The 26,562-nt window shown below is 63.8% G+C and carries 28 protein-coding genes; 17 read left to right on the top strand and 11 right to left on the bottom strand.

The window, feature by feature from the left end; translation table 11 throughout:
- Positions 1 to 17: 17 nt before the first annotated feature.
- Entirely contained in the window at positions 18 to 389 is a 372-nt protein-coding gene (locus tag FPZ08_RS17135; RefSeq protein WP_146291229.1) for a DoxX family protein, read from the bottom strand.
- Between the two features lie 428 nt (positions 390 to 817).
- Here FPZ08_RS17135 and FPZ08_RS17130 point away from each other — a divergent pair, with 428 nt between their 5' ends.
- Complete coding sequence (locus FPZ08_RS17130; RefSeq protein ID WP_146291227.1) at positions 818 to 1,168, top strand: septal ring lytic transglycosylase RlpA family protein; 351 nt, start codon at positions 818 to 820, stop codon at positions 1,166 to 1,168.
- A 56-nt stretch (positions 1,169 to 1,224) separates the two neighbouring features.
- Here FPZ08_RS17130 and FPZ08_RS17125 read toward each other — a convergent pair whose 3' ends face one another.
- Positions 1,225 to 2,187, bottom strand: a complete 963-nt coding sequence (locus FPZ08_RS17125; RefSeq protein ID WP_146291225.1) for an aldo/keto reductase — start codon at positions 2,185 to 2,187, stop codon at positions 1,225 to 1,227.
- Positions 2,184 to 2,348, bottom strand: a complete 165-nt coding sequence (locus FPZ08_RS17120; RefSeq protein ID WP_146291223.1) for a DUF1127 domain-containing protein — start codon at positions 2,346 to 2,348, stop codon at positions 2,184 to 2,186. The genes FPZ08_RS17125 and FPZ08_RS17120 overlap by 4 nt, the downstream gene beginning before the upstream one ends.
- 182 nt (positions 2,349 to 2,530) lie before the next feature.
- On the opposite strand from FPZ08_RS17120, the gene FPZ08_RS17115 reads away from it, so the two are divergent.
- The 6 genes from FPZ08_RS17115 (at position 2,531) to FPZ08_RS17090 (ending at position 8,374) form a co-directional block, all read left to right on the top strand.
- Positions 2,531 to 3,400, top strand: a complete 870-nt coding sequence (locus FPZ08_RS17115; RefSeq protein WP_146291221.1) for a LysR family transcriptional regulator — start codon at positions 2,531 to 2,533, stop codon at positions 3,398 to 3,400.
- Positions 3,401 to 3,644: 244 nt separating this feature from the next.
- Complete coding sequence (locus tag FPZ08_RS17110; RefSeq protein ID WP_146291219.1) at positions 3,645 to 4,202, top strand: response regulator; 558 nt, start codon at positions 3,645 to 3,647, stop codon at positions 4,200 to 4,202.
- Positions 4,203 to 4,409: 207 nt separating this feature from the next.
- Positions 4,410 to 5,582 (top strand): MFS transporter, encoded by a 1,173-nt coding sequence (locus FPZ08_RS17105; RefSeq protein ID WP_146291216.1) that lies wholly within the window; start codon positions 4,410 to 4,412, stop codon positions 5,580 to 5,582.
- Positions 5,579 to 6,769 (top strand): MFS transporter, encoded by a 1,191-nt coding sequence (locus tag FPZ08_RS17100; protein ID WP_146291214.1) that lies wholly within the window; start codon positions 5,579 to 5,581, stop codon positions 6,767 to 6,769. Before FPZ08_RS17105 ends, FPZ08_RS17100 begins: the two co-directional genes overlap by 4 nt.
- Positions 6,762 to 7,223, top strand: a complete 462-nt coding sequence (locus tag FPZ08_RS17095; protein WP_146291212.1) for an MmcB family DNA repair protein — start codon at positions 6,762 to 6,764, stop codon at positions 7,221 to 7,223. The genes FPZ08_RS17100 and FPZ08_RS17095 overlap by 8 nt, the downstream gene beginning before the upstream one ends.
- Positions 7,220 to 8,374, top strand: coding sequence for an MFS transporter (locus FPZ08_RS17090; RefSeq protein ID WP_186767059.1), 1,155 nt, complete (start codon positions 7,220 to 7,222; stop codon positions 8,372 to 8,374). The genes FPZ08_RS17095 and FPZ08_RS17090 overlap by 4 nt, the downstream gene beginning before the upstream one ends.
- A gap of 12 nt (positions 8,375 to 8,386) precedes the next feature.
- On the opposite strand, the gene FPZ08_RS17085 is transcribed toward FPZ08_RS17090, so the two are convergent.
- Together FPZ08_RS17085 and FPZ08_RS17080 are read right to left on the bottom strand one after the other, a co-directional pair.
- Positions 8,387 to 8,992, bottom strand: coding sequence for a dihydrofolate reductase family protein (locus FPZ08_RS17085; RefSeq protein ID WP_210246824.1), 606 nt, complete (start codon positions 8,990 to 8,992; stop codon positions 8,387 to 8,389).
- Between the two features lie 75 nt (positions 8,993 to 9,067).
- Positions 9,068 to 9,754, bottom strand: a complete 687-nt coding sequence (locus FPZ08_RS17080; RefSeq protein WP_146291206.1) for a TetR family transcriptional regulator C-terminal domain-containing protein — start codon at positions 9,752 to 9,754, stop codon at positions 9,068 to 9,070.
- A 208-nt stretch (positions 9,755 to 9,962) separates the two neighbouring features.
- Between FPZ08_RS17080 and aptA the strand changes: the two genes are divergently transcribed.
- From aptA to FPZ08_RS17035, 9 genes are all read left to right on the top strand, one after another.
- Complete coding sequence (aptA, locus tag FPZ08_RS17075; protein ID WP_186767324.1) at positions 9,963 to 11,243, top strand: omega-aminotransferase AptA; 1,281 nt, start codon at positions 9,963 to 9,965, stop codon at positions 11,241 to 11,243.
- Entirely contained in the window at positions 11,243 to 12,739 is a 1,497-nt protein-coding gene (locus tag FPZ08_RS17070) for a CoA-acylating methylmalonate-semialdehyde dehydrogenase (RefSeq protein WP_146291202.1), read from the top strand. Before aptA ends, FPZ08_RS17070 begins: the two co-directional genes overlap by 1 nt.
- A 313-nt stretch (positions 12,740 to 13,052) precedes the next feature.
- Complete coding sequence (locus tag FPZ08_RS17065) at positions 13,053 to 14,303, top strand: Zn-dependent hydrolase (RefSeq protein WP_146291200.1); 1,251 nt, start codon at positions 13,053 to 13,055, stop codon at positions 14,301 to 14,303.
- Positions 14,304 to 14,441: 138 nt separating this feature from the next.
- Complete coding sequence (hydA, locus tag FPZ08_RS17060; protein WP_146291198.1) at positions 14,442 to 15,896, top strand: dihydropyrimidinase; 1,455 nt, start codon at positions 14,442 to 14,444, stop codon at positions 15,894 to 15,896.
- Positions 15,896 to 16,714 carry an ABC transporter ATP-binding protein gene (locus FPZ08_RS17055; protein ID WP_246132688.1) on the top strand — a complete coding sequence of 273 codons (819 nt, stop codon included), beginning with the start codon at positions 15,896 to 15,898 and terminating at the stop codon, positions 16,712 to 16,714. Before hydA ends, FPZ08_RS17055 begins: the two co-directional genes overlap by 1 nt.
- Positions 16,714 to 17,583: an ABC transporter permease gene (locus tag FPZ08_RS17050; RefSeq protein ID WP_146291196.1), complete on the top strand. Its 870-nt coding sequence runs from the start codon at positions 16,714 to 16,716 to the stop codon at positions 17,581 to 17,583. Before FPZ08_RS17055 ends, FPZ08_RS17050 begins: the two co-directional genes overlap by 1 nt.
- On the top strand, positions 17,580 to 18,680 hold the full coding sequence (locus tag FPZ08_RS17045; protein ID WP_146291194.1) for an ABC transporter permease: 1,101 nt from the start codon (positions 17,580 to 17,582) through the stop codon (positions 18,678 to 18,680). The genes FPZ08_RS17050 and FPZ08_RS17045 overlap by 4 nt, the downstream gene beginning before the upstream one ends.
- A 19-nt stretch (positions 18,681 to 18,699) precedes the next feature.
- On the top strand, positions 18,700 to 19,674 hold the full coding sequence (locus FPZ08_RS17040) for an ABC transporter substrate-binding protein (protein WP_146291192.1): 975 nt from the start codon (positions 18,700 to 18,702) through the stop codon (positions 19,672 to 19,674).
- Between the two features lie 313 nt (positions 19,675 to 19,987).
- On the top strand, positions 19,988 to 20,878 hold the full coding sequence (locus FPZ08_RS17035) for a 6TM ABC transporter family protein (protein ID WP_146291190.1): 891 nt from the start codon (positions 19,988 to 19,990) through the stop codon (positions 20,876 to 20,878).
- A 134-nt stretch (positions 20,879 to 21,012) separates the two neighbouring features.
- Here FPZ08_RS17035 and truB read toward each other — a convergent pair whose 3' ends face one another.
- The 4 genes from truB to FPZ08_RS17015 all read right to left on the bottom strand — a co-directional run bounded on the left by truB (position 21,013) and on the right by FPZ08_RS17015 (position 24,223).
- Complete coding sequence (gene truB / locus FPZ08_RS17030; protein ID WP_146291188.1) at positions 21,013 to 21,915, bottom strand: tRNA pseudouridine(55) synthase TruB; 903 nt, start codon at positions 21,913 to 21,915, stop codon at positions 21,013 to 21,015.
- A complete protein-coding gene (rbfA, locus tag FPZ08_RS17025; protein WP_146291186.1) occupies positions 21,912 to 22,322 on the bottom strand; it encodes a 30S ribosome-binding factor RbfA in 411 nt (136 codons plus the stop codon). Before rbfA ends, truB begins: the two co-directional genes overlap by 4 nt.
- 31 nt (positions 22,323 to 22,353) lie before the next feature.
- Entirely contained in the window at positions 22,354 to 23,001 is a 648-nt protein-coding gene (locus FPZ08_RS17020; protein ID WP_146291184.1) for a hypothetical protein, read from the bottom strand.
- A 169-nt stretch (positions 23,002 to 23,170) separates the two neighbouring features.
- The gene (locus FPZ08_RS17015) at positions 23,171 to 24,223 is read right to left on the bottom strand and encodes a 2-hydroxyacid dehydrogenase (RefSeq protein ID WP_425457551.1); all 1,053 of its coding nucleotides are present in this window, start codon (positions 24,221 to 24,223) and stop codon (positions 23,171 to 23,173) included.
- A gap of 92 nt (positions 24,224 to 24,315) precedes the next feature.
- Between FPZ08_RS17015 and FPZ08_RS17010 the strand changes: the two genes are divergently transcribed.
- Positions 24,316 to 24,879 carry an SH3 domain-containing protein gene (locus FPZ08_RS17010; protein WP_186767058.1) on the top strand — a complete coding sequence of 188 codons (564 nt, stop codon included), beginning with the start codon at positions 24,316 to 24,318 and terminating at the stop codon, positions 24,877 to 24,879.
- A gap of 70 nt (positions 24,880 to 24,949) precedes the next feature.
- Here FPZ08_RS17010 and FPZ08_RS17005 read toward each other — a convergent pair whose 3' ends face one another.
- The gene (locus tag FPZ08_RS17005) at positions 24,950 to 25,729 is read right to left on the bottom strand and encodes a siderophore ferric iron reductase (RefSeq protein WP_146291180.1); all 780 of its coding nucleotides are present in this window, start codon (positions 25,727 to 25,729) and stop codon (positions 24,950 to 24,952) included.
- Positions 25,730 to 25,796: 67 nt separating this feature from the next.
- Entirely contained in the window at positions 25,797 to 26,453 is a 657-nt protein-coding gene (locus FPZ08_RS17000) for an aquaporin (protein ID WP_146291178.1), read from the bottom strand.
- Positions 26,454 to 26,562 lie beyond the last annotated feature (109 nt).

Here is a 26,562-nt window from a genome sequence, read left to right as displayed (position 1 = left end):
CATTCAATATTGAATAGCTAGAGGCTGTCTGCGATCACCAGCAACAGGCCGGCGGCCAGGGTGATATTGACCAGAACCAGATAGAGATGCGGGTCCCGCGCCTTGCCCTCGAACGCGAGCGGGTTGTGGTAGCAGGCGGTGGCCAGCACGAGGAAGGCGATCAGCACCAGCGCGCCGAGCACCGGATAGAAACTCAGCACCAGCGACAGACCGCCGATCCACTGCATGGCAAGGCCGCCAGCTACCAGGACCGGCGGCATAGCCCAGCCATAATTGGTGGCGGAGGGAATGCGTTCGCGGAAATGAATGGTGTTGCGCAAGGCGGCAATGAGGAAAAAGAGGCCGAAGACGATGCGGCCCGTCAGCATCAGAAGGCTGGCTGTGGTCATGACTCTCTCCCCTCACCCTCCTGACTAGCGGATTGCCGGCGACGAATGAAGCCGGAAACGCCGGCCATAATCGCGCCACAATTGGACGAGGTTCGCCTCCAAAGCATCCCGATTGCACGTGGAACCAACTGTGCTGATCCATTTTGGCACAGTTGACGCGGAACCGTGGCATCATGGCCACAGCGCGCAAGCTGAATCCAGATGGACGCCTTTTGCCGGGTGAGAAGCCGCCGAAACGGGGAGATGATGGATTCATTTCCTCCAGTGCCAGCGATTCATTCAACAACAAGGTTGCAATAAGGCCGAAGTTGCTGCGGCAAATGGGCAACACACGAGCCGACCGAGCCAGTCTCGGCCAATATGGGCTCATTGTGGCCCGGCAAGCAGATTACTCGACATTCACCTCTAACTGACGTGAGTTCTGAAGTTTGACTAGAAAAGCCGTTTTCGTCGCCGCAATTGCTGCAGCCTTCCTCTCCTCCACTGCAGCCTATGCCCAATGCGGCGGCGCCTCCTGGTACGGTCCCGGCTTCAACGGGAAGCGGGCCGCCTCCGGAGAAATCTTCAACGAGAACGCCATGACGGCGGCGCATCGTTCCCTCCCCTTCGGCACTAAGGTCATGGTCACCGACCAGCGCACCGGCGCCAAAATCGAAGTCACCATCAATGACCGCGGCCCCTTCCATGGCGGGCGTATCATCGATCTCAGCAAAGCCGCAGCCACCAAGCTGGGCTTCCGCAATCGCGGCACGACCTCGGTCTGCCTCAGCCAGCTCTGATTTGCCGGCAGTGAACTGAACAGGGCCGCTCCCGATGGGGGGCGGCCCTTTCGTTTTCAGCGCAAACCCAGTGCGTCGATCGCTGCCACCTGTTCGGCATCGAGCGGCCCGCGCCGCTCGGCCACCAAAGCCTGATTGAGCTCGGCGACATTCTTGACGCCCAGCACCAGCGTATCGACACCCTCGATGCCCATGGCATAGCGATGGGCGACAATGGCCGGGTCCTCCCCCCATTGCGCGCAGAGCGCCCGATAGGGCTCGGCGCGGCGGAAATCCTCTGACGTGGGCGAGTCCTCCGCCCGGTCCAGTCCTGCAGTCAACGCACCGGCCTGCACCGCCCGCACGCCCATGACGCCGACGCCACTGGCCGTGGCCGCGGCGATGACGGTGCGCGGGCGCGGCGCGAGGCCGGTACCGTTCATTTCACCGGGGCTGTCGAGCAGGTTGGCAATGGCCTGCACTGCGGCTGGAAGCGGCCCGGCAGACAGCGCATCGATGGTGGCGGCAGCATGGTTGATGCCGGTTATGCCCCAATGGCCGATCAGGCCTTCGCTCACCAGACGGGCAAAGGCCGGTCGCACGGCCTCGCGATAGAGCGACAGGCTGGTTGAGCGCTCGTCCCTGGGCGGCTGGCCCGGCGGGTATTCGAAGTCATCGGGCCGGATTTCGCTATGCAGCAGCAGCATGTCGACCCGTTCGAGCCGCATGGCCTTGAGGCTCTGCTCCAGCGAGGCCCGCAAGCGCGGATAGACCTCGTCGGCCGGCACGGTGCCAAGCCCGTGCTTGGTGGTGACGCGCACACCACGCGGCAGCTTGCCCTCGAAGGCGCGACCGATCATGGCCTCGCAGATCTTGTAGCCGGGCGCCGCATCGATCAGATCGATGCCGCTATCGACGGCATGGCGAAGGGTCGCCACCGCATCGTCCTCGGAGGTGGGGCCCCAGACCTGGCCGATGCCACCGCCGCCCAGGGTGAGGCGGCTGACAGAACCGAATGTGCCAAGCGTATTGAGTTTCATGAGAGGCTCCCCCGGCAGTCTACGCTGGCGACGAAGCAGGCGATATCCTCGCGCCGCGTGCCGATATCGGCCAGCAGGCGGTCATCGAGAGTATGCAGCTTGCGGACAGCAATCCGGCGCAGGCGCCAGTCGGTGAATTTCCTGGTCAGGGGTTCAAACATGTCTCGTCTCCTTCGTAACGGCAAAGCGCGGCCAGCGCCGAAACCATGGGTTTCGGATTTTCAGGTCTGGCGGTACTGACTTTGCGCGACGGCGCATCAGTGGCGTCGTCTGGACATACCTTGCTCATTTTGCTGGGTTTTCGCTATAGTCGAGATTGCAAGGCACTTTGCAGAAATGAAAAATGGACTTCAGTTGGGATGATCTGCGGCTGTTTCTCGACGTGGCGCGGCTGGGCGGGCTCAGCGCCGCCACCGAGACGACGCGGCTGAGCGCGGCCACTTTGGGGCGGCGCGTCGCGGCGCTGGAGAGGCAGGTGGGGGAACCGCTCTTCCACCGCAGCCAGAGCGGCTATCGCCTGACCCAGGCAGGCGAGGACCTGCTGGCTCGCGCCGAGGATGTGGAGGCGGCCATGCTGTCGCTCAAGCGCTGGAAGGAGGGCGCGGTGGGCGAGCGTGTGGTGCGGCTTTCGGCCGGGTCATGGACTGGCGCTTTCGTCGCCAGCCATATCGGGGAAATCTGGACCGTCGAAGACCGCTTCGGGCTCGAATTCGTCACCGCCATGCAGAAGGTCGATATCGGCCGGCGCAATGCTGACCTGGGCATCCGCAACCAGCGGCCGACCGAGCAATGGCTGGCCGGGCGGCTGATCGGCACCGTGGCCTATGCCATCTATTCGGGGCTCAACCTGATCAACGGCATCAAGGCCGGCTATTTCGTCGGCCTGGCCGGCGAGGGCGGGCAGACCCATTCGGCCCGCTGGATGCAGGCACGCCATGGCGACCGCATCGCGGTGCGCGGCAATGACTCGATGGGCGTGCGGGAACTCGTGGCGGCTGGCGCAGGCCTGTCGGTCTTTCCCTGTTTCGTCGGCGACAGCGACCAGCGCCTCGTGCGCGTCGCCCAGCCCATTGCCGAACTCGAAACCGACCAATGGCTGATAAGCCACCACGAGGAACGACACGAGCCGGCCGTGCATGCGGTGGCGGATCGCATCGCCGCGCTGATGAAGCGGCATGGACCTCTGTTCAGGGGCGAAACGCCCCGGGTGTAAGTGTTCGCAAGCTTCCGGCGGGGTCGGCGTGCGTGGCCCCACCCCACCCTCAATCCCTCCCCATCGAGGGGAGGGAGGCGCAAAGCTGAGAGGCTAGTGTTCATCGTCTCCCTCCCCCTTGTGGGGAGGGATCAAGGGTGGGGGTGAGTCGCAAACACCGGATTCGCAGACGGAACGCCCGTTAGCCCTCCCTTAGCACTCGGACCCTACCATGCGCGCCGGGAAAGAGTGGAGTGGCAGGGGCATGAAGGCCGCCGCCTATATCGTCGGGCCCCTGGATGGGCCGGGCGCAGCATTGATGGATCTGGCGCGTCGGCTGCGCTTTTCGGCCGTGCTGCCCTATGCCGGGGTGGCGCAGGCGGAGCAGCAGGTCAATCGCACGCCCGTCTGCTTCTTCCTCTTCGCGGCCGTGCCCGATGTCGGCACGCTGCGCAATGTTGCCGATGCCATTCGCTTCTGTCCCAGCCGGCGCGTACGGTTCTCGCCGCTGATCTATTTCTCCGAGAGTCCCTCGGTCGAGGCGATTACACGCTGCATTAATATGGGGTTCGACGACGTCATCACCATGCCCTTCACGCGTGCCCGGGTGGCTGAGCGGATCGAGCGGCAGGTGGGGCAGAGCCACATCTATTACGAAACGCCGGGCTATTTCGGCCCCGACCGCCGCGACCGCGTCACTGCCCCTAGGCGCGCCGCCGAAACCCGCCTCGGCGGGCAGTTCCGGCGGCTGGAAATCGTTCGCAACCTCATGACGGGCGTGAACGTGCTGCGCGACGACCTTCACATGGCGCCGACCGGATAAGTTTGGGGCAGCCGCTCCTCTGGCGCCTCCCTCCCCTCGATGGGGAGGGATTGAGGGCGGGGGGGCCAAGCGCGCTGAAGGCCCCAACGCTCCCCCTGCGGCACTTTTGCAACGTTGCAAAAACCTTCGTAAAACGTTTTCGGTCGCTATTTCCCGCGCCTCTGTTTTCGCTTAGCTTCAGGCCACTGACTTCGCGAGTATTTCAGCATGAGATTCGGCATTGACCTGCCGCCCCAGATCAAGGTGTTCGGGGCGTTTTTCGTTTATTCGTTCTGCATGGGCAGCATGTTTCCGCGCCTGCCCGATATCCAGCAGGCCATGGGCGTCGGCGAAGGCCAGCTCGGGCTGGCGCTGATCGGCTCGGCCGTCGGCACGCTGATCTCGCTCACCTTTGCCGGTCGCCTCGTCGAAAAGGTCGGCTATCGCCGCGTGCTGCTGACCGCCATTCCCCTGCTTTCGGTATTCTATGCACTGGCCATGTGGGCGCAGGGCCCGCTGATGTTTTTCCTGCTGCTGCTGCCGGTGGGCCTCACCATCGGCGCCATCGAGGTCATCATCAATATCGAGGCCGATCGCGTCGAGCATGTCATCGGCCGCCGCATCATGAGCCGCGCCCATGCTTTCTGGAGCCTCGGCTTCTTCACCGCCGGCATGGTCGGCTCCTTCATCGCCCAGACCGGACTATCCGTGCAGATCCACCTGCTGCTGATGATCCCGATCATAACAGTCGCCACGCTCGTCGTGCTCGGCCGCTTCGAGCCCGCACCGCATCGGGCCGGCTCCAGCACCGATGAAACACCGCATTTCGCGCGACCGACACTGCCCATCATGATGCTGGTGGCCGTCTGCCTTTCGGCCATGCTGATGGAGGGCGCCGGCATCGACTGGTCGGCCATCTATATGCGCAACATGTTCGCCGCCGAGCCGTTCTGGGCCGGTATTGCCGTGGCCACTGTCGCCGGCTCGCAGGCCTTTGCCCGCTTCTTCGCCGATGGCTTTGTCGACCGCTACAATCCGGTCGTGGTGGCGCGCGCGCTGCTCGTCATCCTGGGGGCCGGCGTGCTGCTGGTTTTCTTCGCGCCGGTCGCCTGGTCGGCCTATCTGGGCTTTGCCATGATCGGTGTCGGCTCCAGCGCGCTGTTCCCGCTGGCCATGTCGGCCGCCGCACAGCAGACCGACCGCCCGGCTGCCATCAATGTGGCGGCGCTGGCGCAATTCTCCTTCACCGCCTTCCTGCTCGGGCCGCCGCTGCTGGGCTATGTCGCCGAACATTTCGGCATCCAGTGGACCTTCGGCGTCGGCTTTCCGCTGGTGCTGCTGGGCCTCTTCACCGCCCAGGCGCTGGCGCCACGCGCTGCCCGCAAAGTCGTGACGCCATGACAATTGCGCCGCAGCACCGGCTTTATGCCTGCTTCTTTCTGTTCGCCCTGACCACGGGTGCGCTGATGGCGCGCCTGCCCGATATCCAGACCCATCTCGGCGTCACCGAAAGCCAGCTCGGCCTCACCATGATCGGCATGTCGATCGGCTCGCTGATCTCGCTGACCTTCGGGGCTGCCGTGATCGAAAAGCTGGGCGTACGCACCACCGCCTTCGTCACGGTGCTGGGCCCTTCGCTGCTCTTCGCGCTGATCCCATGGTTGGGCATGGCGCCAGCCGTGTTCGGCGTGCTGTTCCTCACCGGACTCCTGTCCGGGGCGCTCGAAATCAACCTCAATGTCGAGATCGACCGGCTGGAAATGCATACCGGCCAGCGCTTCATGAACCGGGCGCACGGCTTCTGGAGCGTCGGCTTTTTCGTGACGGCTTTGGCCGGCGCGGCGATCCGCCAGTCGGGCCTTTCGGTCGAGGCGCATCTGGGGCTGATGGCTGTTGTCGTCGTCGTGGTCGGCGGCTTCATGATTTCGGGCATTGTGCCGGCCCCCGCGCCGCAACGCACCCAGTCGGAAAATACCAACCGCATCGCCTTTCCGCATTGGGGCCTGCTGCCGCTCTGCCTTATCGGCTTTGCCGCCTTTCTGGTGGAAGGCGCCGGCATCGACTGGTCGGCCATCTATATGCGCGACGTGTTTGCCGCCGAGCCCTTCGTGGGCGGCATGGGGCTGACGCTCTTCGCCTTCTGCATGGCGGTGATGCGCCTCTTCGCCGATCCGGTAGTGGAGCGGTTCGGGCCGCGCAATGTGGCCATGGTGCTGCTGAGTCTCGCCAGTATCGGCGTACTCATGGTGGGCTATGCGCCCGGAACCAGCGTGGCCCTGGCCGGCTTTGCGCTGATGGGCATCGGCTGTTCGGCGGTCTATCCGCTGGCCGTTTCGGCCGCAGCGCAACGCACCGACCGGCCGGCCGCAGTCAATGTCGCGGCGCTCGGACAGGTGAGCTTCGTGGTGTTCTTCCTCGCGCCGCCTTTGCTCGGCTTCGTCGCCGAATATCTGGGCATCCGCAATTCCTACCTCATCTGCCTGCCATTGCTGCTGGCCGGGCTCTGGGCCTCGAGCTTTGCGCTGGGCAAGCGCAAGGTCGATGCGCCGCACGGATTGCCGCCCGAGCCGGTTCCACCCCATGGCTGAGCTGCCGCCCATCGTCGACCTGCGCCAATCGGCAACGGCCCTGCGCGTGCAGCGCGGGGTCATGCGCATGCTGCGCGAGCGGCACGACATGGCCTGCTATGCCGAGGTGCCGCTGGCCAATGGACGGCGCGCCGACGTGCTTGCGGTAGGGCCGAAGGGCGAGATCTGGATCATCGAGATCAAATCGAGCCTGATCGATTTCCAGGTCGACCGCAAATGGCCGGAATACCGGGAATTCTCCGACAGGTTCTTCTTCGCCAAGCCACCCGAGCTGGACGCCGAAATCTTTCCCGAAAGCGAGGGCCTCATCGTGGCCGACGGGCATGACGGCGCCATCCTGCGCGACAGTCCCGACACACCCCTGGCGCCTGCCCGCCGCAAGACGCTGATGCTCAAGCTGGCCCGGCTCGGCGCCGACCGCATCCATGTATTGATGGATCCCGGCCCCAAGTGACTCCCACTATCCTGCGCTGGCGCATCATTGCGCTGTTCTTCGTTCATGCCCTGGCCATCGGCGCGCTGCATACGCGCATTCCCGATGTGCAATTGCTGATCGGGCTCAGCGAAGGCCAGCTCGGGCTGGTGCTGATGGGCCAGCCGCTGGGCGCGCTCACCATGTTCCTGTTTTCCAGCCAGATCATCGAGCGTTTCGGGCCGCGCGCCGTCATTCTCTGGTTATTGCCGGTAGCGACAGTCGGGGCGGCACTGGTCACGGTGCTGCTCAATCCGGTGGCGATGTTCCTGCTGCTGGCGCTCAACGGCATGGGCTTCTCGCTCACCAATATCGCCATCAATGTCGAGGCCGACCGGGTGGAAGCGGCCACCGGGACACGCGTGATGAATACCTGCCACGGCGTGTGGAGCATCGGCTTCCTGCTCACCTCGCTGCTGGGCGCGGCCATGCGGGGGCTCGATATCTCCCCGGCCCAGCATCTGTGGCTGCTGGTTCCACTGGCGATCGGGCTCATGCTGCTTATCGTGGTGCCGATGCCGCTCATCCCGCCGCGGCCGCATGCCGGCAATAACAGGCGCAAGCTGGCCTGGCCGACACTGGCAACGCTGGGGCTCGTGGCATTCGGGCTCGGTGCGGCCCTCACCGAAGGCGCCGCCCGCGCCTGGTCGATCATCTATCTGCGCGACAATTTCGAGGTAGCTGCCTGGGTGGAATCCATGGCCCTGCCCGCCTTGCTGGTCACCATGGCCGGTGGGCGGCTCGTGGCCGATCGCTGGATCGATCGCTTCGGACCGGTGCTGGTGGCCCGCGTGCTGGCCGGCATCGCCATTGCCGGCATGGTACTGCTCGTCATCTCGCCCACGGCCCTGCTGGCACTGACCGGATTCGGCCTGGTCGGCCTGGGCATCTGCGTACTCTACCCGCTGACCCTGTCGGCCGCCGCGCGATTGGGCGACCGGCCGGCCAGCCAGAATGTGGCGGCAACGACGCTGATCTTCCAGCTGGTCAATCTCGGGGCACCGGCACTGATCGGCGCCGTGGCGCAGGGCCTGGGCATCCGCATGGCCTTTGCCATGCTGTTGCCACTGCTGGTGCTGACCTGCCTGATGGCCGGGAAACTCGCGCCGAAAGGCGATGTCGTCCCGGCCTGACTATCGGCCGGTTCAGGCCTTCACCACGCGATAATCCATATGGGTGGTAAACCGTGTCTGGCGGGCACCGCTGGGTTCCAGCGTTGCGGTCAGGCCGTGCCACAGGCACTCGCCCGCGCCGATCACCACTGGCGCGATCTGCAGGTGCAGCATGTCGACGGCGCCGGCATTGAGATAATTCCGCAAAGTGCTGACCCCGCCAGCAATCACCACATTGCGCGCGCCTGCCGCCTGCCTGGCCCGGGCCATCGCCACATCCGGCCCTTCGGTCACGAAGTGAAACACCGTGCCGCCCTCCATTTCGATCGGGGCATGCGCGTGATGGGTCAGCACGAAGACCGGCGCATGATAGGGCGGGTTTGGCCCCCACCAGCCCTTCCATTCCTCCTCCCAGACATCCGGTCCCGGCGCGGCGAACATGTTCCGCCCCATGATGAAGGCGCCATAGTCGCAGATGGCATCAATCTCGGCCTTGTTGTTCTCGGCATCCTCGATCATCCAGCGATGCATCGGCTCCCCGTCGGGAATGTCGCCGAACGGCTTTTCCCGGGTCTGGTTGAGGCCCGTGCCATAACCGTCGAGCGACAAGCTCATATGGGCGTGTACTTGCTGGGTCATTTCTCCCTCCATCACTTAATTGTTGGCTTAAGTGTTAAGCCGACCCAAAACGATTTTCAAGCACCTGCTTAACAATCAGGTCTTGGATCGCGGCGTCAGGCCGAACAGGAACAATTGCTCGAGATAGCGGGCGGCATCCTCAAAGCGCCCTTCGCCGCCCCGGTCCTTGCCCAGCACGGCCCGCACCTGCACGTCGAAATCGGCATAGTGCTGGGTCGTGGCCCAGATCGAGAAGATCAGGTGATAGGGATCGGTATGGGCGAGCTTGCCCTGCTCCATCCAGCCGAGCAGGATCTTGGCCTTTTCGTCGACCAGGTTCTTGAGGTCGAGTTCCAGCATCTCGATGATGCGCGGCGCGCCCTGCAGCATTTCATTGGCAAAGAGCCGGCTTTCGCGCGGATAGTCGCGCGCCATTTCCAGCTTGCGGCGGATGTAAGAGCGGATTTCGGGGAAGGGATCGCCTGTCGCATCCATTTCCTTGAGCGGCGCCAGCCAGGTGTCGAGCAAAGCCGACATCAGCCGGCGATGGATCTCCTCCTTGCGGGGGAAATAATAGAGCAGGTTGGGTTTGCTCATCCCCGCCACTTCGGCGATCTGGTCGATGGTGGAACCGCGGAAACCATGCATCGAAAAGACGTCGAGCGCCGCTTCGAGAATGAGGTCCTGCTTCTCACGCTGGATGCGCGTCAGCGGGCGAGGCTTGGCATGCGGATGCGCTGCGGCCTTGGCGTCAGCCTTGTGCTGGCGTTTCGGGCTAAGCATAGGCTCGGCACTTTTCACTTTGTTCGGCGGCATTTTCGCCTTGCTAGAAAGTTTTGGAGTGCTAACATTTTTCCAACTGGTCAAAATTTGGGGACCTTAACGCCCCCGCGTCAAGAGACAAAAGACGGACCAGTGCAGAATCAGAGGGGAGCGCGACTTCGTGTCCAATTCAAATGCGGTGGTGCCGAACGACCTGAATGCGTTCTGGATGCCCTTTACGGCAAATCGCCAGTTCAAGAAATCCCCGCGCATGTTCGTCGCCGCCAAGGACATGCACTATACGACTTCCGACGGTCGCCAGGTGCTCGACGGCACGGCGGGCCTGTGGTGCGTCAATGCCGGCCATGCCCGCCCCAAGATCGTCGAGGCGATCGCCAGGCAGGCCGCCGAGCTGGATTATGCCCCCGCCTTCCAGATGGGCCATCCCAAGGCGTTCGAGCTGGCCAACCGCATTGTCGACATCGCCCCCAAAGGGCTCGACCATGTGCTCTTCACCAATTCCGGTTCTGAATCGGTCGAGACCGCGCTCAAGGTGGCGCTCGCCTATCATCGCGTGAAGGGTGACGGCGCCCGCTCCCGCCTGATCGGCCGCGAGCGCGCCTATCACGGCGTCAATTTCGGCGGCATTTCGGTGGGCGGCATCGTCACCAACCGCAAGATGTTCGGCACGCTTCTTACCGGCGTCGATCATATGCCGCACACCCATAACCTGGCGAAGAACGCCTTCTCCAAGGGCCTGCCCGAGCATGGCGTGGAGCTGGCCGACGAGCTGGAACGCATCGTCACCCTGCACGATGCCTCGACCATCGCCGCGGTCATCGTCGAGCCGGTCGCCGGCTCGACGGGCGTGCTGATCCCTCCATCAGGTTATCTCCAGCGCCTGCGCGACATCACGAAAAAGCACGGCATCCTGCTGATCTTCGACGAGGTCATTACCGGCTTCGGTCGTCTCGGCACGCCCTTCGGCGCCGACTATTTCGGCGTCACGCCCGATATCATGGTCACCGCCAAGGGCCTGACCAACGGCGTCATTCCCATGGGCGCCGTGCTGGTGTCGTCGGAAATCCACGACGCCTTCATGCAGGGGCCGGAACACGTCATCGAGTTCTTCCACGGCTATACCTATTCGGGTAACCCCATCGCGTCGGCAGCAGGCCTTGCCACGCTCGAAACCTACAAGGACGAGGATCTGCTGACCCGCGGCGCCGAACTGGCCCCCGTCTGGCAGGATGCGCTCCATTCGCTCAAGGGCGAGCCGCATGTCATCGATATCAGGAATATCGGCCTGGTCGGCGCCATCGAGCTCGAGCCCATTGCCGGCTCGCCCACCAAGCGCGCTTTCTCGGCCTTCGTGAAGGCCTTCGAGGACGGCTACCTGATCCGCACCACCGGCGACATCATCGCGCTCAGCCCGCCACTGATCGTCAGCAAGGACCAGATCGCCGAACTGATCGACGCCTTGCGCAAAGTGTTGAGGAGCATCGACTGATGACAATTATCGAGAATGCCGTTGCCGGCAAACGCTATGTCTCGGCCTCGACCCGCCGCGTGCCGGTGTTCAATCCAGCCACCGGCGAGCAATCGGCCGAACTGCCGCTCTCGACCATGGCTGAGCTGAACGAGGCCGTTGCTTCCGCCAAGCAGGCGCAGGTTGCCTGGGGCAATACGACCCCCATGAAGCGCGCCCGCGTCATGTTCAAGTTCAAGGCCCTGCTCGACCAATATGCCGACGATCTGGCCCGCGAGATTTCGCGCGAACATGGCAAGGTGCATGACGATGCCCTGGGCGAAGTCGCCCGCGGCATTGACTGCGTCGATTATGCCTGCGGCATTCCCCAGCTGCTCAAGGGCGAATTTTCCCGCAATGTCGGCCCTTCGATCGACACCTATTCCGATCGCCAGCCGCTCGGCGTCGTCGCCGGCATCACCCCGTTCAACTTCCCGGCCATGGTGCCGATGTGGATGTATCCGGCGGCCATAGCTTGCGGCAACAGCTTCATCCTCAAGCCCTCCGAGCGCGACCCGTCCGCCTCCATGCTGGCTTGGAACCTCTTCATGGAAGCCGGCCTGCCCGAAGGCATTCTCAACATTGTCCATGGCGACAAGGAAATGGTCGACGGCATTCTCGACCATCCTGATATCAAGGCGGTGAGCTTTGTCGGCTCCACCCCGATCGCCGAGTACGTCTATCAGCGTGGCACCAAGGCCGGTAAGCGCGTGCAGGCCCTGGGCGGCGCCAAGAACCACATGGTCATCCTGCCCGATGCCGATCTCGACCAGGCCGCCGATGCGCTGATGGGCGCCGGCTATGGCTCGGCCGGTGAGCGCTGCATGGCCATTTCCGTCGCCGTGCCGGTGGGCAAGGAAACCGCCGATGCATTGGTGGCAAAACTCAAGCCGCGTGTCGAAAGCCTCAAGATCGGTCCCGCCACCGACAAGGACGCCGAAATGGGTCCGGTCGTCACCAAGATGCACCGCGACAAGATCATCGGTTACATCGACTCTGGCGTGGAGCAGGGCGCCGAACTGGTGGTCGATGGCCGCGGCTTCAAGCTGCAGGGCTATGAAGGCGGCTACTATGTCGGCGGCACGCTGTTCGACAACGTCACGCCTGACATGACCATCTACAAGGAAGAGATTTTCGGCCCCGTCCTCTCAGTGGTGCGCACCAATCATTATGACGAGGCGGTCAAGCTCATCAACGAGCACGAATATGGCAATGGCACCGCCATCTTCACCCGCGACGGCGACGCCGCCCGCGAATTCGCCGACAAGATCGAGGTCGGCATGGTCGGCATCAACGTGCCGATTCCGGTGCCGGTAGCCTATCACAGCTTTGGCGGCTGGAAGAGGAGCCTGTTCGGCGACCACTCCATCTACGGCCCCGAAGGCGTCCACTTCTACACCCGCCTCAAGACCGTCACCACCCGCTGGCCCGCAGGCATCAAGGGCGGCGCCGAATTCAGCTTCCCGAGCGCGAAATAGATGAGAATCTCACTCGAAGTTAGTCCGCCCGGGGACAGGCCAGATACGAATGGCCTGACGGACGGCGTATTCGTTGAGATTTACCTGGATTCTGAAGGGCGCGATGAGCTCGTGCGAGAATTATTGGCCATGAATTGGAACGACGGTAGCCAAAGTAATGAGCACTTCCACCTCTACTCTGAAAAGTGGGGAGGAGTTGGCCTGACGGAGGAACGTCGCAAGCCCGAGAGCTACATTGGCCGCGGGTTGAAAGTTTATTTGCGCCCAGAGGGGGAAACCCTCTGGACCGCCGCAGAATCATAAGAGGCTCACCATGTCTGCCCCAGGAGAAAACCTTCGCATCAATGGTGATCGGCTCTGGGACAGCCTCATGGACATGGCCCGGATCGGCCCCGGTATTGCGGGGGGCAATAATCGCCAGACGCTGACCGACAGTGACAAGGAGGGGCGCGCGCTCTTCCAGCGCTGGTGCGAGGATGCCGGTCTCACCATGGGCGTCGATAAGATGGGCACCATGTTCATGACCCGCCCGGGCACCGATCCGGACGCGCTGCCGGTCTATGTCGGCTCCCATCTCGATACCCAGCCCACCGGCGGCAAATATGATGGCGTGCTGGGCGTGCTGGCGGGGCTCGAACTCGTCCGCACCATGAACGACCTCGGCATCAAGACGAAGCACCCCATCGTCGTGACCAACTGGACCAATGAAGAAGGCGCCCGTTTCGCCCCGGCCATGCTGGCCTCGGGTGTCTTCGCCGGCATCCATACGCTCGAATACGCCTATGACCGCAAGGCTCAGGAGGGCAAGAGCTTCGGTGACGAGTTGCAGCGCATCGGCTGGGTCGGCGAGGAGCCGGTCGGCGCCCGCAAGATGCACGCCTATTTCGAATATCACATCGAGCAGGGCCCGATCCTCGAAGCCGAGAACAAGCAGATCGGCGTCGTCACGCACGGCCAGGGCCTGTGGTGGCTCGAATTCACCCTGACCGGCAAGGAAGCCCATACCGGCTCCACCCCGATGAACATGCGAGTAAATGCCGGCCTCGCCATGGCGCGCATCCTCGAAATGGTGCAGGCCGTCGCCATGGATCACCAGCCCGGCGCCGTCGGTGGCGTGGGGCAGATGAAGTTCGCGCCCAATTCGCGCAACGTCTTGCCGGGCAATGTGGTCTTCACCGTGGACATTCGCTCGCCGGAACTGGGCAAGCTCAACTCCATGCGCGAGCAGATCGAAAGCAAAGCACAGGAAATCTGCAGGCAAGCCGGCGTCGGTTATGCCATGGAGGCGGTCGGCCATTTCGACCCGGTGACCTTCGATCCGACACTGGTGGGCCGCGTCCGCGCTGCGGCCGAAAAACTCGGCTACAGCCACATGAACATCATTTCGGGCGCCGGCCACGACGCCTGTTGGACCAACAAGGTCGCGCCATCAACCATGGTCATGTGCCCCTGCGTCGACGGGCTAAGTCATAACGAAGCCGAGGACATTTCCAGGGAATGGGCCACGGCCGGCGCCGATGTGCTGTTCCACGCCGTAGTGGAAACGGCGGAGATCGTGGAGTGATGTCACAGGAATAAACCAACCGCCCGCCGATGATCGAGGAGGATCATCCGGCACATGGCACCGAACTTGCAGCAATAGCCAAGACGGGCCGGACAGGGCGGACGAAACAGTGAATTTGACTAAGGGAGTGAGCAAGAAATGGGCAGCACTGTCGTAAAAAACGGCACCGTCGTCACCGCGGACCTGACCTACAAGGCCGACGTCAAGATCGAAGGCGAGACCATCGTCGAGATCGGCCAGAACCTGTCGGGCGACACCGTGCTGGACGCCACCGGCTGCTACATCATGCCGGGAGGCATCGACCCGCACACCCATCTCGAAATGCCGTTCATGGGCACCTATTCGGCCGATGATTTCGAGAGCGGCACGCGCGCTGGCCTTGCAGGCGGCACGACCATGGTGGTGGATTTCTGCCTGCCCAACCCCAACCAGAGCCTGCTCGAAGCCCTGCAGATGTGGGACAACAAGACCGGCAAGGCTTCGGCGGACTACAGCTTCCACATGGCCATCACCTGGTGGAGCGAGCAGGTGTGGCGGGAAATGGCCGAAGTGGTCGATCGCGGTATTACCAGCTTCAAGCATTTCATGGCCTATAAGGGCTCGCTCATGGTCAATGACGACGAGATGTTCTCGTCGTTCCAGCGCTGCGCCGATCTGGGGGCCCTCCCCCTGGTGCATGCCGAAAACGGCGACGTGGTTGCGGCGATGACGGCCAAGCTGCTGGCCGAAGGCAATAACGGCCCGGAAGCCCATGCCTATTCCCGCCCGCCGGAAGTGGAGGGTGAGGCCACCAATCGCGCCATCATGATCGCCGACATGGCCGGCGTGCCGCTCTATGTGGTGCATGTCTCGGCCGAGCAGAGCCACGAGGCCATCCGCCGCGCCCGCCAGAAGGGTATGCGCGTCTATGGCGAGCCGCTGATCCAGCATCTGACGCTGGATGAAAGCGAATATTTCAACGCCGACTGGGACCATGCCGCGCGCCGGGTGATGTCGCCGCCCTTCCGTAACAAGAGCCATCAGGATTCGCTGTGGGCCGGGCTGCAATCGGGCTCACTATCCTGCGTCGCCACCGATCATTGCGCCTTCACCACCGACCAGAAGCGCACTGGCGTGGGCAATTTCGCCAAGATCCCCAATGGCACGGGCGGGCTCGAAGACCGCCTGCCGGTGCTGTGGACGGCGGGCGTCAATACCGGGCGCTTGACCATGAACGAATTCGTGGCCGTGACCTCGACCAATATCGCCAAGATATTGAACCTCTACCCAAAAAAGGGCGCTGTTCTGGTCGGGGCCGATGCGGACCTCGTGGTCTGGGATCCCAAGCGCAAGAAGACCATTTCGGCTGCCAGCCAGCAGTCGGTCATCGACTACAATGTGTTCGAAGGCTTCGAGGTCACCGGCCTGCCGCGCTATGTGCTCTCCCGCGGCAAGGTTTCCATCGTGGAAAGCGAGGTCAAGGCCGAGCCGGGGCATGGCAGGTTCGTTGCCCGCGAAGCGAAAAACCCTGTCAATCGTGCCCTCAGCCAGTGGAAAGAAATCGTGGCGCCCCGCAAGGTGGAGCGCTCGGGCATTCCGGCGACGGGGGTTTGATGGTTTTTGACGCATTTGAGCAGGGCCGCTTCATGACCCCGGTCGTCTCCGCCCAAAATCTTGGCCTGACCTTCAAGACCAATGACGGCGACGTCGTTGCGCTCAGCGATGTCAACCTCACCATCAACAAGGGCGAGTTCGTCTCCTTCATCGGTCCCTCGGGCTGCGGCAAGACCACGTTCCTGCGCACCATTGCCGACCTGGAGCGGCCCACTTCGGGCAAGTTGACCATCAATGGCCAGACGCCGGAAGTGGCGCGCAAGGCCCGCGCCTATGGCTATGTGTTCCAGGCGCCCGCGCTCTATCCCTGGCGCACGGTCGAAAAGAACGTGGCCCTGCCGCTCGAAATCATGGGCTATGGCGCCGGGCAGCAGGCCGAGCGAGTCAAGCGCACCATGGACCTGGTGAACCTGTCCGGCTTCGAGAAGAAGTATCCCTGGCAACTCTCGGGCGGCATGCAGCAACGCGCCTCCATCGCCAGGGCGCTCTCCTTCGATGCCGACCTGCTGCTGATGGACGAACCCTTCGGTGCGCTGGACGAGATCGTGCGCGACCACCTCAATTCCGAACTGCTCAAGCTGTGGGACCGCACGGGCAAGACTATCTGCTTCGTCACCCACTCCATTCCCGAGGCGGTGTATCTGTCGACCAAGATCGTGGTCATGTCCCCCCGCCCCGGCCGCGTCACCGACGTGATCGAGAGCGACCTGCCCAAGGAGCGCCCGCTCGACATTCGCGAGACGCCGGAATTCCTGGCCATTGCCGCGCGGGTACGCGACGGGCTGCGCGCCGGGCACAGCTACGAGGAGGTGGTGTGATGCGTCGCGCAGGGCCCATCATCACCGTCCTGCTCGCCATAGTCGTCATCTGGTATGCTGGCGCCATTGCCATGAACGCGCCCTGGCAGAATACGCTCAATACGCGGGCCAATCTTACCGATGTGCCCTTCACCGACTTTGCCCTGCAGACCTGGGCGCAGGACCGGCCGGTGCTGCCGGCGCCGCATCAGGTGGTGGGCGAAATCTGGAATGCCACCGTGGCGCTGGAGCTGACCTCGAAGCGCTCGCTGGCCTATCACGGCTGGATCACCCTATCCTCGACGCTGCTGGGCTTCGTGCTGGGCACCGCGCTGGGCGTGGTGCTGGCCGTGTTCATCGTGCACAATGAGGCGGCCAATCGCTCCCTGATGCCCTGGATCATCGCCAGCCAGACCATTCCCATCTTGGCCATCGCGCCCATGGTGGTGGTGGGTCTGGGTTCGGTCGGCATTACCGGCACGGTGCCGCGCGCCCTGATCTCGATGTATCTCAGCTTCTTCCCGGTCGTGGTCGGCATGGTCAAGGGTCTGCGCTCGCCCGAGAGCATCCAGCTCGACCTGTTGCATACCTATGACGCCTCGCCGTGGCAGACGTTCTGGAAGCTGCGCTGGCCCGCCGCCATGCCTATCCTGTTCGCCTCGATGAAGGTGGGCATCGCTATTTCGCTGGTTGGCGCGGTGGTCAGCGAGCTTTCCAATGCCGCCGGCGGCGGGCTGGGCGTCCGGCTGCTGACCGGCTCGTATAATGGCCAGACCATCCAGATCTGGGCCGCCTTGTTCATCGCCGCGGCGCTGGCCGCCATATTGGTGATGATCGTCGGCGTGGCCGAACGCATGGTCAATGCCCGCATGGGGGTGCGTCCCGCATGAGCCAGTTGCAATATTTCCTGGCTCTTGTCGCGGGAGGCCTCTCCGCCGCAGCCCTTGCCTACAGTTTCGTCACGCCCTTCGAGCAAGCACTGCTGCTCAAGGCCTTCCTGGCTCTGGGCTGTCTGTCGCTGATCCGCTTCTTCGTGCCGCTGGGCCTGTGGGCCGATGGCGCCTTTGCGCTGTTGGGGGGCGTCGCCGTGCTCACCAGCATCGGAGCATTTGCGCCGCCACTGCCATTTTTCTGGATGGCAGTGGTAGTGGCCTGGCTTTTTGCCTGGCTGTTCGTGGAGCGTCTCAGCAAGAGCCTGGCGCCCCGCCTCGGCGACAATGCCGGGCTGGGTCTGCTGATCCCCGTGGTCTTCGGGGCGGCGCTATTGGTGATCTGGGAAGTGGTGACGCGCGGCGCCAATGTACCACCGGTGTTGTTGCCCGCGCCTTCGGCGATCGGCGCGCAACTGGCCAATTCAGCCCCGATCCTGTGGGCCGATTTCGTGCAGACCTTCATCAAGTCGGTGCTGCCGGGCTTTGCCATTGGGTGCCTGTCGGGCCTCGTCGTGGCAATCCTGGTTGATCGGTCGCCCTTCCTCAAGGCCGGGCTGTTGCCGATCGGCAATTTCATGTCGGCGCTGCCCATTATCGGCATCGCGCCAATCATGGTGATGTGGTTCGGCTTTGACTGGCAGTCAAAGGCCGCCGTCGTCGTGGCGATGACGTTCTTTCCCATGCTGGTCAACACCGTGGCCGGCCTCAATGCCAGTTCCAGCATCGAGCGCGACCTGATGCGAACCTATGCTGCCGATTACTGGCAAACGCTTCTGAAGCTACGACTTCCCGCCGCCGGGCCCTTCATCTTCAACGCCCTCAAGATCAACTCGACTCTGGCCTTGATCGGCGCAATCGTAGCGGAATTCTTCGGGACGCCCGTCGTGGGAATGGGCTTCCGAATATCGACAGGCGTTGGCCGGCTGGCCATCGATCTGGTCTGGGCGGAGATCGCCGTTGCAGCGATCGCGGGGTCCGCCTTCTACGGGGTGATCGCCCTCATAGAAAGGGGCGTCACCTTCTGGCATCCGTCTGTCCGTGGTGGACGGGCGTAACAGGGAAAAGGGAACGAAAATGAAGAATACTATCGCAGGTCTGCTCGTCGGCGCCCTGGCGCTTTCGACCGCACCCGCCTTTGCACAGGACGCGCTGACGCTGCAGCTCAAATGGGTGACCCAGGCGCAGTTTGCCGGCTATCTCGTTGCCGAATCCAAGGGCTTCTATGACGAGGAAAACCTCGACGTCACCATCCTGGCGGGCGGGCCCAACATTGCCCCCGAACAGGTGATTGCCGGCGGTGGCGCCGACATCATCGTCACCTGGATGGCGGCAGGCATGGCCGCCCGCGAAAGCGGCGTGCCGCTGGTCAATATCGCCCAACCGTTCAAGCGAAGCGGCCTGATGATGATCTGTCCGACCGAAACCGAAATCACCGAAGTCGCCGACTTCCCGGGCCACACACTGGGGGTCTGGTTCTTCGGGAATGAATATCCGTTCTTTGCCTGGATGAACAAGGAAGGCATTGCCACCGACGGCTCGGAGGGCGGCGTCACCGTGCTGCAGCAGAGCTTCGATATCCAGCCGATGATCCAGGGCCAGGCCGACTGCATCTCGGTCATGACCTATAACGAATATGGCCAGGCGCTCGATGCCGGTTACGGGCCGGACAACCTGACCATCTTCAACTATACCGAGATGGGCAATGACCTGCTCGAAGACGGTCTCTATGTCATGGAGGAAAGCCTCTCCGATCCGGCCAAGGTCGATGCCTATACCCGCTTCGTCCGCGCCTCGATGAAGGGCTGGGCCTATGCCGCCGAGAACCCGGAAGAAGCCGCCCAGATCGTCGTCGACATGGACGATACCGGTGCCGCGACCCTCGACCACCAGCTCTACATGACCGGCGAGGTCGCCAAGCTGGTCGATCCCACCGACCCCAAGCTCGACATGGCCACCTATGAGCGGACGGTGAAGGCCCTGCTCGACCAGTCGATCATCAAGGCCGAGCCGGAAGGCGCCTATACGACCGTGGTCACCGACGGGCTCTAGGCTACGCAGCACTGCCAAGGCATGAAGGCGGGGAGCAATCCCCGCCTTTTTGCTTGGCGTCATGGCGATATGGACCTACCGGCTCCGCCAGCCTGACCCGTCCGGGTGACTGCCTTCTGCCCAAAATCTGTGCAGCCTGCGGGAACGATTCAGCCTGCCTTCGGTTGATGCCACACCCGGTCAACAAGAAGGCAACTCCCATGAACTCCATCATTTATCTCGTCGGCCTCGTCGTTATCGTCATGGCCATCCTGTCCTTCATCGGTCTCGCCTGATCATGGCCAGAGCAACCCGCAAGACAGGAGAAGCTGCCATGACCATCGATGCGCCTGCGGGCGTCGCCGTCGTCGAAACATCAGCTACCAATCGCGACCAATCCTCCTATGTCGATTGGCCCGCCATCATCGCCGGCATCGTGCTGGCCTCGGCGATCAGCCTGGTGCTGATCAGCTTTGGCTCGGCTGTCGGCCTCAACTTCCTCGATTTCGGCTATAACCAGTCGGCCACCGCTTCGCCGATCTTTGTCGGCATTGCCGCCGCGACCTGGTTCCTCTGGGTGCAGATTTCGAGCTTCATGGCCGGCGGCTATCTCACCGGCCGGCTGCGTCGTCGCTATTTCGATGCCAGCGAGGATGAAAGCGACCTGCGCGACGGCGCCCATGGCCTGCTGGTCTGGGCCGGCGCGGCCATCCTCGGTGCGGTGATCGCCGTGGGCGGTATCGGCGCTGCGGCCAATGCCGTGGGTTCAGCCGCTGCAACCGTGACCACGGCAGCCTCCAACGTCGCCGAAGACGCCGTGGACCCCAATGCCTATTTCGTCGATACGCTGTTCCGCAGCGCGCAGCCGGTGGATGCTACCGTAGCGCGTGACGAAGCCGGCCGCATCTTCGCCCAGGCGGCGCTGGGCGACGGCACGGTGGCCGATGAGGACCGCACCTACCTCGCCAATGTCGTGGCCGCCAATACCGGCCTGGCGCCGGAAGAGGCCCAGGCACGGGTCGACCAGGTCATTGCCAATGTCGAGACGGCCCGCCAGGACGCCATCGAAGCGGCGCGTATCGCCCGCAATGTCGGCATTATCGGTGCATTCCTGCTGGCGGCCTCGCTGCTGATCTCGGCCATCGGCGCTTTCTGGGCCGCGCAGAAAGGCGGCAACCATCGCGACAACAATACCGTCTTTGCCGACGTATTCCGTCGCTTCTAGGCCAGGACAGGAAAGGAAAACACCATGTTTCGTGCTCTCGGTCTCTGGCTGCTCGGCGTGCCGATCTGGCTGATCATCATCATCATCTTCTTCCTGCGATAGGAAGAACGAAGGCGGGGCGAAAGCTCCGCCTTTTAGTTGAACACCCGGCGGCACTTGAACTGGCCGAATTCGACCCAGCCGGTGGCCAGCACCTCGCCCTTGAAGCTCACCCAGCATTCGTCCAGCGATATCGGCGCACCCGCCCCGGTCAGCAGCACTGGGTTGCCGTGGCGTACAGCCGTCGCCTGCTGCGCATCGAGCCGGATTTCCGGCAGTTCGGCAAAGCCGGCCGAAACCGGCTTCAGCAGGGCGTCGCGCTCGTCCAGCGCCAAAGCCTCCAACTGGTCGATGGTCACGGCGTCCTGGTCGTGGAAGGGCCCGACGGCGGCGCGATGCAGCATGCTGACATGGCCGCGCGTGCCCAGGGCCTCGGCAATGTCGCGCGCCAACGAACGCACATAGGTGCCCTTGCCGCAGGTGACTTCGAGCACGGATTGTTCGCTGCCGTGTTCGATCAGCTCGATCCCGTCCACGTCGATCTCGCGCGGCGGCAGGTCCACCGCTTCGCCGGCCCGCGCCAGGTCATAGGCGCGCTCGCCGTCGATCTTGAGCGCCGAATAGATCGGCGGACGCTGCAGGATCGTGCCGATGAATTGCGGCAATACGGCCTCGAGCGCTGCCCGTTCCGGCCGTATATCCGAGGTGGCAACCACTTCGCCTTCGGCATCATCGGTGGTGGTGGCGCTGCCCCATTTTATGGCGAAGCGATAGATCTTGGTGCCGTCCTGCACCTGCGGCACGGCCTTGGTGGCCTCGCCCAGCGCGATCGGCAATATGCCTGTCGCCAGCGGGTCGAGCGTGCCGGCATGGCCGGCCTTGGCCGCGCCGAACAGCCAGCGCACCTTGCCCACCGCCTGGGTCGAGGTCATGTCATAGGGCTTGTCGAGCACCACCCAGCCGGAAATGGCGCGCTTGATCCGCTTGGGCTGGTTCACTCGGTCTCGCCGTCGTCGTCGTGATCGAGATCGCGCTGCACCTTGTCCGAGCGCAGGATGGAATCGATGCGGCCGGCTTCTTCGAACGTGTCGTCGACATAGAAGCGGATTTCGGGTGCGTATTTCATGTTGATCTGCGGCGCCACGCGGCCGCGCACGAATTTGCGGTGCCGGTTGAGGGCCGCCACGATTTCCTCGGCATGCAGCCCGCCCAGCGGCATGATATAGGCATTGGCGATCTTGAGATCGGGCGTCATGCGCACTTCGGGCACGGTAATGACCGCGCCACGCAGGGCGTCATCCTCGATTTCGCCCCGGGCAAACATGGCGGCCAGCGCGTGGCGCACCAGTTCGCCGACGCGCAGCATGCGCTGGCTGGGACCGGTCGGTTTGTTGTCTTTGCTCATTGCGGGGAGATATGCCCTCGCCGCGCCGCCGTCAATCGGCCAGGGTAAGCATGGTTTCGGCCTGCAGCCGGCGGGCCTGCGCCTCGATCACTGCAGACGGTGCCGGCCAGTTCGCGGCGCTGGAGGGATCGAAGGCCGCGCCGCGCCATTGCTGGTAGACCACGGCAAGGCCCGCCTCTGAGGTGCGCAGGCTGATGGCCATGACCTCGCCCTTGCGCGTATTGGCGCGCTGGGCGCCACAGATCAGCAGCAGGGGCGCCTGGATATCGTCGGGATCGTCGCCCAGTTGCACAAAGGCGCTCAGCCCGGGCATGCAGGCGCGGCCGAAGCCCTCAACCACCGCATCGCGGTAATTGGCCGGCACGGCATCGGGATTGCTGACCACGTGGGCGCCGTAAAGCGTCTGGGCCAGGGCATAGACGGCGCCATTGTGATAGAGTTGGAGTTCGGCTTCGTCGTCGCCAGAGCGGAACACGGCCTCGAAGCTACCGAGCACCGCATCGCCCACCAGGTCATCAGCCACCCAGTCCGGCGCGGGCAGCGTCAGGCGCTGGCCGAGCGTGGTCAGTTCCAACGCGCGATCCGCCACGGTCAGCGGTGGCTCACCACGGATTTGCGCCATGGCCGGCAAGGCGACCAGCAGGCTGATGAGACAGACAATTGTGCGCAGCAATGCCATTGCGGGGCTCCACCCGGAATCGGTCTTGGGCAGCGCCGTCCCCCAACAGGCCCTGACTTTCGCGACAACTAGGCGGTGGGGCCGGCGGAGGCAAGACCCTGCCCCGCACCGGGCCGACAACGGGTCGGATATGGGTATTTGCTGCAACACTGGCGGGCTGCGCCAACCGTCAGCTGCGCAGGTTGCGCGCGGCACCGTGTGCCCCATCGGGCAGGACGCGATGGGGCGGCTGGTGCCCGTCCATGAAGGCGCGGATATTGACGATGACCGTCTCGCCCATCTCGATGCGGGCTTCCAGCGTCGCCGAGGCCATATGGGCGGTCAGCACCACCTTGTTGGCTTCGGCCAGGGCCAGCAGGCGCGGGTTGATGCCGTGCCGGTTTTCGAAGACGTCGAGCGCGGCGCCCGCCAGGTGGCCGCTTTCGATGGCATCGACCAGCGCCGCCTCGTCCAGCAGTTCGGGCCTGCTGACATTGACCACGAAGCTGCCCTTCTTCATGCGCCTGAGCCGGTCGGCCGAGAGAATGTGGAAGGTTTCCCGCGTATGCGGGGTGTGCAGCGAGACAATGTCGACTGCCTCGACCATGGCGTCGAGATCGTGCCAATAGGTGGCTTCGAGCGGGGTTTCGACGCCGGGGGGGCGGCGGTTGCGCGAGAAATAATGGATGTTGAGGCCGAAGGCCTTGGCCCGCTGCGCCACGGCGGTGCCGATGCGGCCCATGCCGACAATGCCAAGGGCTTTGCCGCGCAGCCGGTGGCCCAGCATGGAGGTGGGCGACCAGCCGGCCCAGACCCCGTCGCGCACCAGCATCTGCGTGCCTTCCACCAGCCGCCGCGGCAAAGCCAGCATCAGCACCATGGCCATGTCGGCCGTGTCTTCGGTGAGCACCGAGGGCGTATTGGTCACGGTGACGCCCGCCGCCCAGGCCGCCTCGATATCGATATTGTCCACGCCATTGCCGAACTGGGCGATGAGCCGCACGCTGCGGGGCAGCCGGGCGATGAGGCGGGCATCGATGCGGTCGGTGATCGAGGACACCAGGACATCCTTGCCCTCGAGCCCGCCGATAATGTCATCGCCGGTGAGGTTCACGTCGTCTTCGTTGACATGGGTCTCGAACAGCGTTGCCATGCGCGCCTCGATGGTTTCGGGCAGGCGCCTGGTCACGAGAATGTGCGGTTTGTGGCTGACCATATGTTCCAGGATCGGGGCGGGCGGCATGTGGAAAGCCCCACAATTCAGCGCCCATTAAGGATCATTGGCTAGTGATAGGGCAATTCCATTTGTTCTGCAAAGTCATGTTTGACGAGACCATGCACGGCCGCTTTCGCCGTATCCTCAAGGCCCTTTGCCGCCGCCTGCCCGGGGCGATGCTGTTGCTTGTGCTGCTTGCCCCGCCGGCATTGGCGCAGGCCGGCAACCCCAGCGGCCTGCCGCTGCCGCGCTTTGCCGCGACCCGCTCCGACCCGATCAATGTGCGGGTTGGGCCGGGACAAAAATACGATATTTCATGGACTTACCTCAAGTCAGGCATTCCGGTGGAAATCATCCAGGAATTCGATACCTGGCGCAAGATTCGCGATGTCGACGGCGCCGAGGGCTGGATCCACCAGAACCTGCTGACCGGCACGCGGGCGGGCTATGTGACGCCGCTGGTGGCCAATGGCGAAATCGCTTTGCGCTCGGGGCAATCTGACGATTCGGGGGTGCGCGCCCGACTCGGGGCGGGACTCAAGGTGACGATTTCAGAATGCGACGGGACCTGGTGCCAGGTCAGCGCTACCGGGCATGATGCGAACCAGCGCAGCACGATTTATTCGGGTTATCTGCACCAGGAAGAGCTCTGGGGCGTCTATCCCGACGAGGTCTTCGACTAGTTCGCATCCACCCCGAATACGTTAACGGACTGTTAGCATTGACGCGCTGAACGCGTGACTCGCGCGGCGGTTAAAGCTCGGCCAGCGCATTGGCGGTCTGGCGCGCGAGGCGAACCGCATTGTCCTGCTTGGGGCAGGTGGCGCAGTAGCGGTCGGGATCGATCAGGTAGTCGAGGCAGCAGCCCTTACGTTTGACGATGAGCAGGCGCTGGCCACCGGCCTCGACCGGCTCCAGATTGCCCTGCCCGGTCAGCCCCAGCGCTTCGAGCCATTGGGCCGCATAGGACGCGATCGCTTCCGGCGGCAGGTCGCGGCGGCGCTGGCCCAGCCAGACCATCAGGCTCAGCATGCGGTCGGCGAAGAGGCGCCGCGCCGGCAGCGGCTTGAGCCGGACCAGCAGATTGACCTCGTCGAGCATGGTCGCGGCCATGGGCTTGAGCTGGGCGGCGGCTGTTTCGATCAGCATCTCGACCGGGCCGGCCTGCTGTGCGCCGGGCAGCAGCCGGTAGCCATCGACATAGATGCCGCGCCGCTGCTGGCTGAGGCCATTGAGGTCAGGCATGGCGCCGTGAATATGGGCTGATATGACCGCGAGATAGGCGGGCTGCCAGAGCAGGTTGGTCCAGAGCCGCACGGCATAGAAGGCCGGACCGGCCTTGGGATAGGTGGTGGCCAGCGCGGCGTGAAGCTCGGCCAGCATGGCCTGATTGTCACCGCCCGGCTTGTACCAGCCGGGGCGGGCGATACCGGGTTCGCCCTTCATGAAGCCGGTCAGTTGCGCGGCCGTCGCGATCAGCCGCGTGGTGGCGGCATCGCCGGAATCTCGCGCGAAGAGGAAGGAGCGGGCCATGGCGAGGTTCTATCTCTGCGCTGCCCGCGAGGAAAGGCCGCCGGATGGCTCCGGCGGCCGGTTTGCATCAGGCCTTGAGGATCTTGAAGCGGTAGAGCAGCCCGCCCAGTGCCCCGCCGACAAGCGGCGCGACGATGAACAGCCAGAGCTGGGCCAAAGCATCGCCGCCGACCAGGATGGCGGGGCCGAAGCTGCGGGCCGGATTGACCGACACGCCGGTGACCTGGATGCCGACCAGGTGGATGGCCACCAAGGTCAGGCCGATGGCGAGGCCGGCGAAATGCGGCGCGGCGCGCTCGCCGGTCGAGCCGAGGATGACCACGACGAAGATGGCGGTGAACACGACTTCGAAGATCAGGGCGGCCAGCATGGAATATTCGCCGAGATAGCCCGGACCCCAGCCATTCTGCCCCAGGCTGGCATTGCTGCCGACAATAGCCCAGAGGATCAGGGCACCGACCAGCGCGCCGGCAAACTGGGCGACCCAGTGCTGGATCATGCTCACGAGGTCCATGCGCCCGTCGATATAGAGCGCCAGGCTCACCGCCGGGTTGATGTGACAGCCCGAAATCGGGCCGATGGCATAGGCCATGGCGACGATGGCGAGGCCGAAGGCAAAGGCGATGCCGACCTGCCCGATGGCGTCGCCGCCCAATACGGCCGCCCCGCAGCCAATGAGCACCAGCACTGCCGTGCCGATGAATTCCGCAATCAGTTTATTCATGACGCTTGGTATCTCCAGAAAGACTTCCCATGCCGGGCCGAATCACCGGCCGACATGCAAGCCTTCCTGCGACACCCCGCCGCAGGCAAGCGGCGAGAGTCCTGTCAGC

The sequence above is a fragment of the Devosia ginsengisoli genome (assembly GCF_007859655.1).
Classification (GTDB): domain Bacteria; phylum Pseudomonadota; class Alphaproteobacteria; order Rhizobiales; family Devosiaceae; genus Devosia; species Devosia ginsengisoli.
The sequence above is the reverse complement of the archived record's forward strand: the minus strand, read 5'-3'. Positions and strand labels throughout refer to the sequence as shown.

Coding starts and splice junctions, on each gene's coding strand:
- FPZ08_RS17135 (WP_146291229.1), bottom strand. CDS start 389: ATGACCACAGCCAGCCTTCTGATGCTGACGGGCCGCATCGTCTTCGGC.
- FPZ08_RS17125 (WP_146291225.1), bottom strand. CDS start 2,187: ATGAAACTCAATACGCTTGGCACATTCGGTTCTGTCAGCCGCCTCACC.
- FPZ08_RS17120 (WP_146291223.1), bottom strand. CDS start 2,348: ATGTTTGAACCCCTGACCAGGAAATTCACCGACTGGCGCCTGCGCCGG.
- FPZ08_RS17115 (WP_146291221.1), top strand. CDS start 2,531: ATGGACTTCAGTTGGGATGATCTGCGGCTGTTTCTCGACGTGGCGCGG.
- FPZ08_RS17110 (WP_146291219.1), top strand. CDS start 3,645: ATGAAGGCCGCCGCCTATATCGTCGGGCCCCTGGATGGGCCGGGCGCA.
- FPZ08_RS17105 (WP_146291216.1), top strand. CDS start 4,410: ATGAGATTCGGCATTGACCTGCCGCCCCAGATCAAGGTGTTCGGGGCG.
- FPZ08_RS17100 (WP_146291214.1), top strand. CDS start 5,579: ATGACAATTGCGCCGCAGCACCGGCTTTATGCCTGCTTCTTTCTGTTC.
- FPZ08_RS17095 (WP_146291212.1), top strand. CDS start 6,762: ATGGCTGAGCTGCCGCCCATCGTCGACCTGCGCCAATCGGCAACGGCC.
- FPZ08_RS17085 (WP_210246824.1), bottom strand. CDS start 8,992: ATGACCCAGCAAGTACACGCCCATATGAGCTTGTCGCTCGACGGTTAT.
- FPZ08_RS17080 (WP_146291206.1), bottom strand. CDS start 9,754: ATGCTTAGCCCGAAACGCCAGCACAAGGCTGACGCCAAGGCCGCAGCG.
- aptA (WP_186767324.1), top strand. CDS start 9,963: ATGCCCTTTACGGCAAATCGCCAGTTCAAGAAATCCCCGCGCATGTTC.
- FPZ08_RS17070 (WP_146291202.1), top strand. CDS start 11,243: ATGACAATTATCGAGAATGCCGTTGCCGGCAAACGCTATGTCTCGGCC.
- FPZ08_RS17065 (WP_146291200.1), top strand. CDS start 13,053: ATGTCTGCCCCAGGAGAAAACCTTCGCATCAATGGTGATCGGCTCTGG.
- hydA (WP_146291198.1), top strand. CDS start 14,442: ATGGGCAGCACTGTCGTAAAAAACGGCACCGTCGTCACCGCGGACCTG.
- FPZ08_RS17055 (WP_246132688.1), top strand. CDS start 15,896: ATGGTTTTTGACGCATTTGAGCAGGGCCGCTTCATGACCCCGGTCGTC.
- FPZ08_RS17050 (WP_146291196.1), top strand. CDS start 16,714: ATGCGTCGCGCAGGGCCCATCATCACCGTCCTGCTCGCCATAGTCGTC.
- FPZ08_RS17045 (WP_146291194.1), top strand. CDS start 17,580: ATGAGCCAGTTGCAATATTTCCTGGCTCTTGTCGCGGGAGGCCTCTCC.
- FPZ08_RS17040 (WP_146291192.1), top strand. CDS start 18,700: ATGAAGAATACTATCGCAGGTCTGCTCGTCGGCGCCCTGGCGCTTTCG.
- FPZ08_RS17035 (WP_146291190.1), top strand. CDS start 19,988: ATGACCATCGATGCGCCTGCGGGCGTCGCCGTCGTCGAAACATCAGCT.
- rbfA (WP_146291186.1), bottom strand. CDS start 22,322: ATGAGCAAAGACAACAAACCGACCGGTCCCAGCCAGCGCATGCTGCGC.
- FPZ08_RS17020 (WP_146291184.1), bottom strand. CDS start 23,001: ATGGCATTGCTGCGCACAATTGTCTGTCTCATCAGCCTGCTGGTCGCC.
- FPZ08_RS17015 (WP_425457551.1), bottom strand. CDS start 24,223: ATGCCGCCCGCCCCGATCCTGGAACATATGGTCAGCCACAAACCGCAC.
- FPZ08_RS17010 (WP_186767058.1), top strand. CDS start 24,316: ATGCACGGCCGCTTTCGCCGTATCCTCAAGGCCCTTTGCCGCCGCCTG.
- FPZ08_RS17005 (WP_146291180.1), bottom strand. CDS start 25,729: ATGGCCCGCTCCTTCCTCTTCGCGCGAGATTCCGGCGATGCCGCCACC.
- FPZ08_RS17000 (WP_146291178.1), bottom strand. CDS start 26,453: ATGAATAAACTGATTGCGGAATTCATCGGCACGGCAGTGCTGGTGCTC.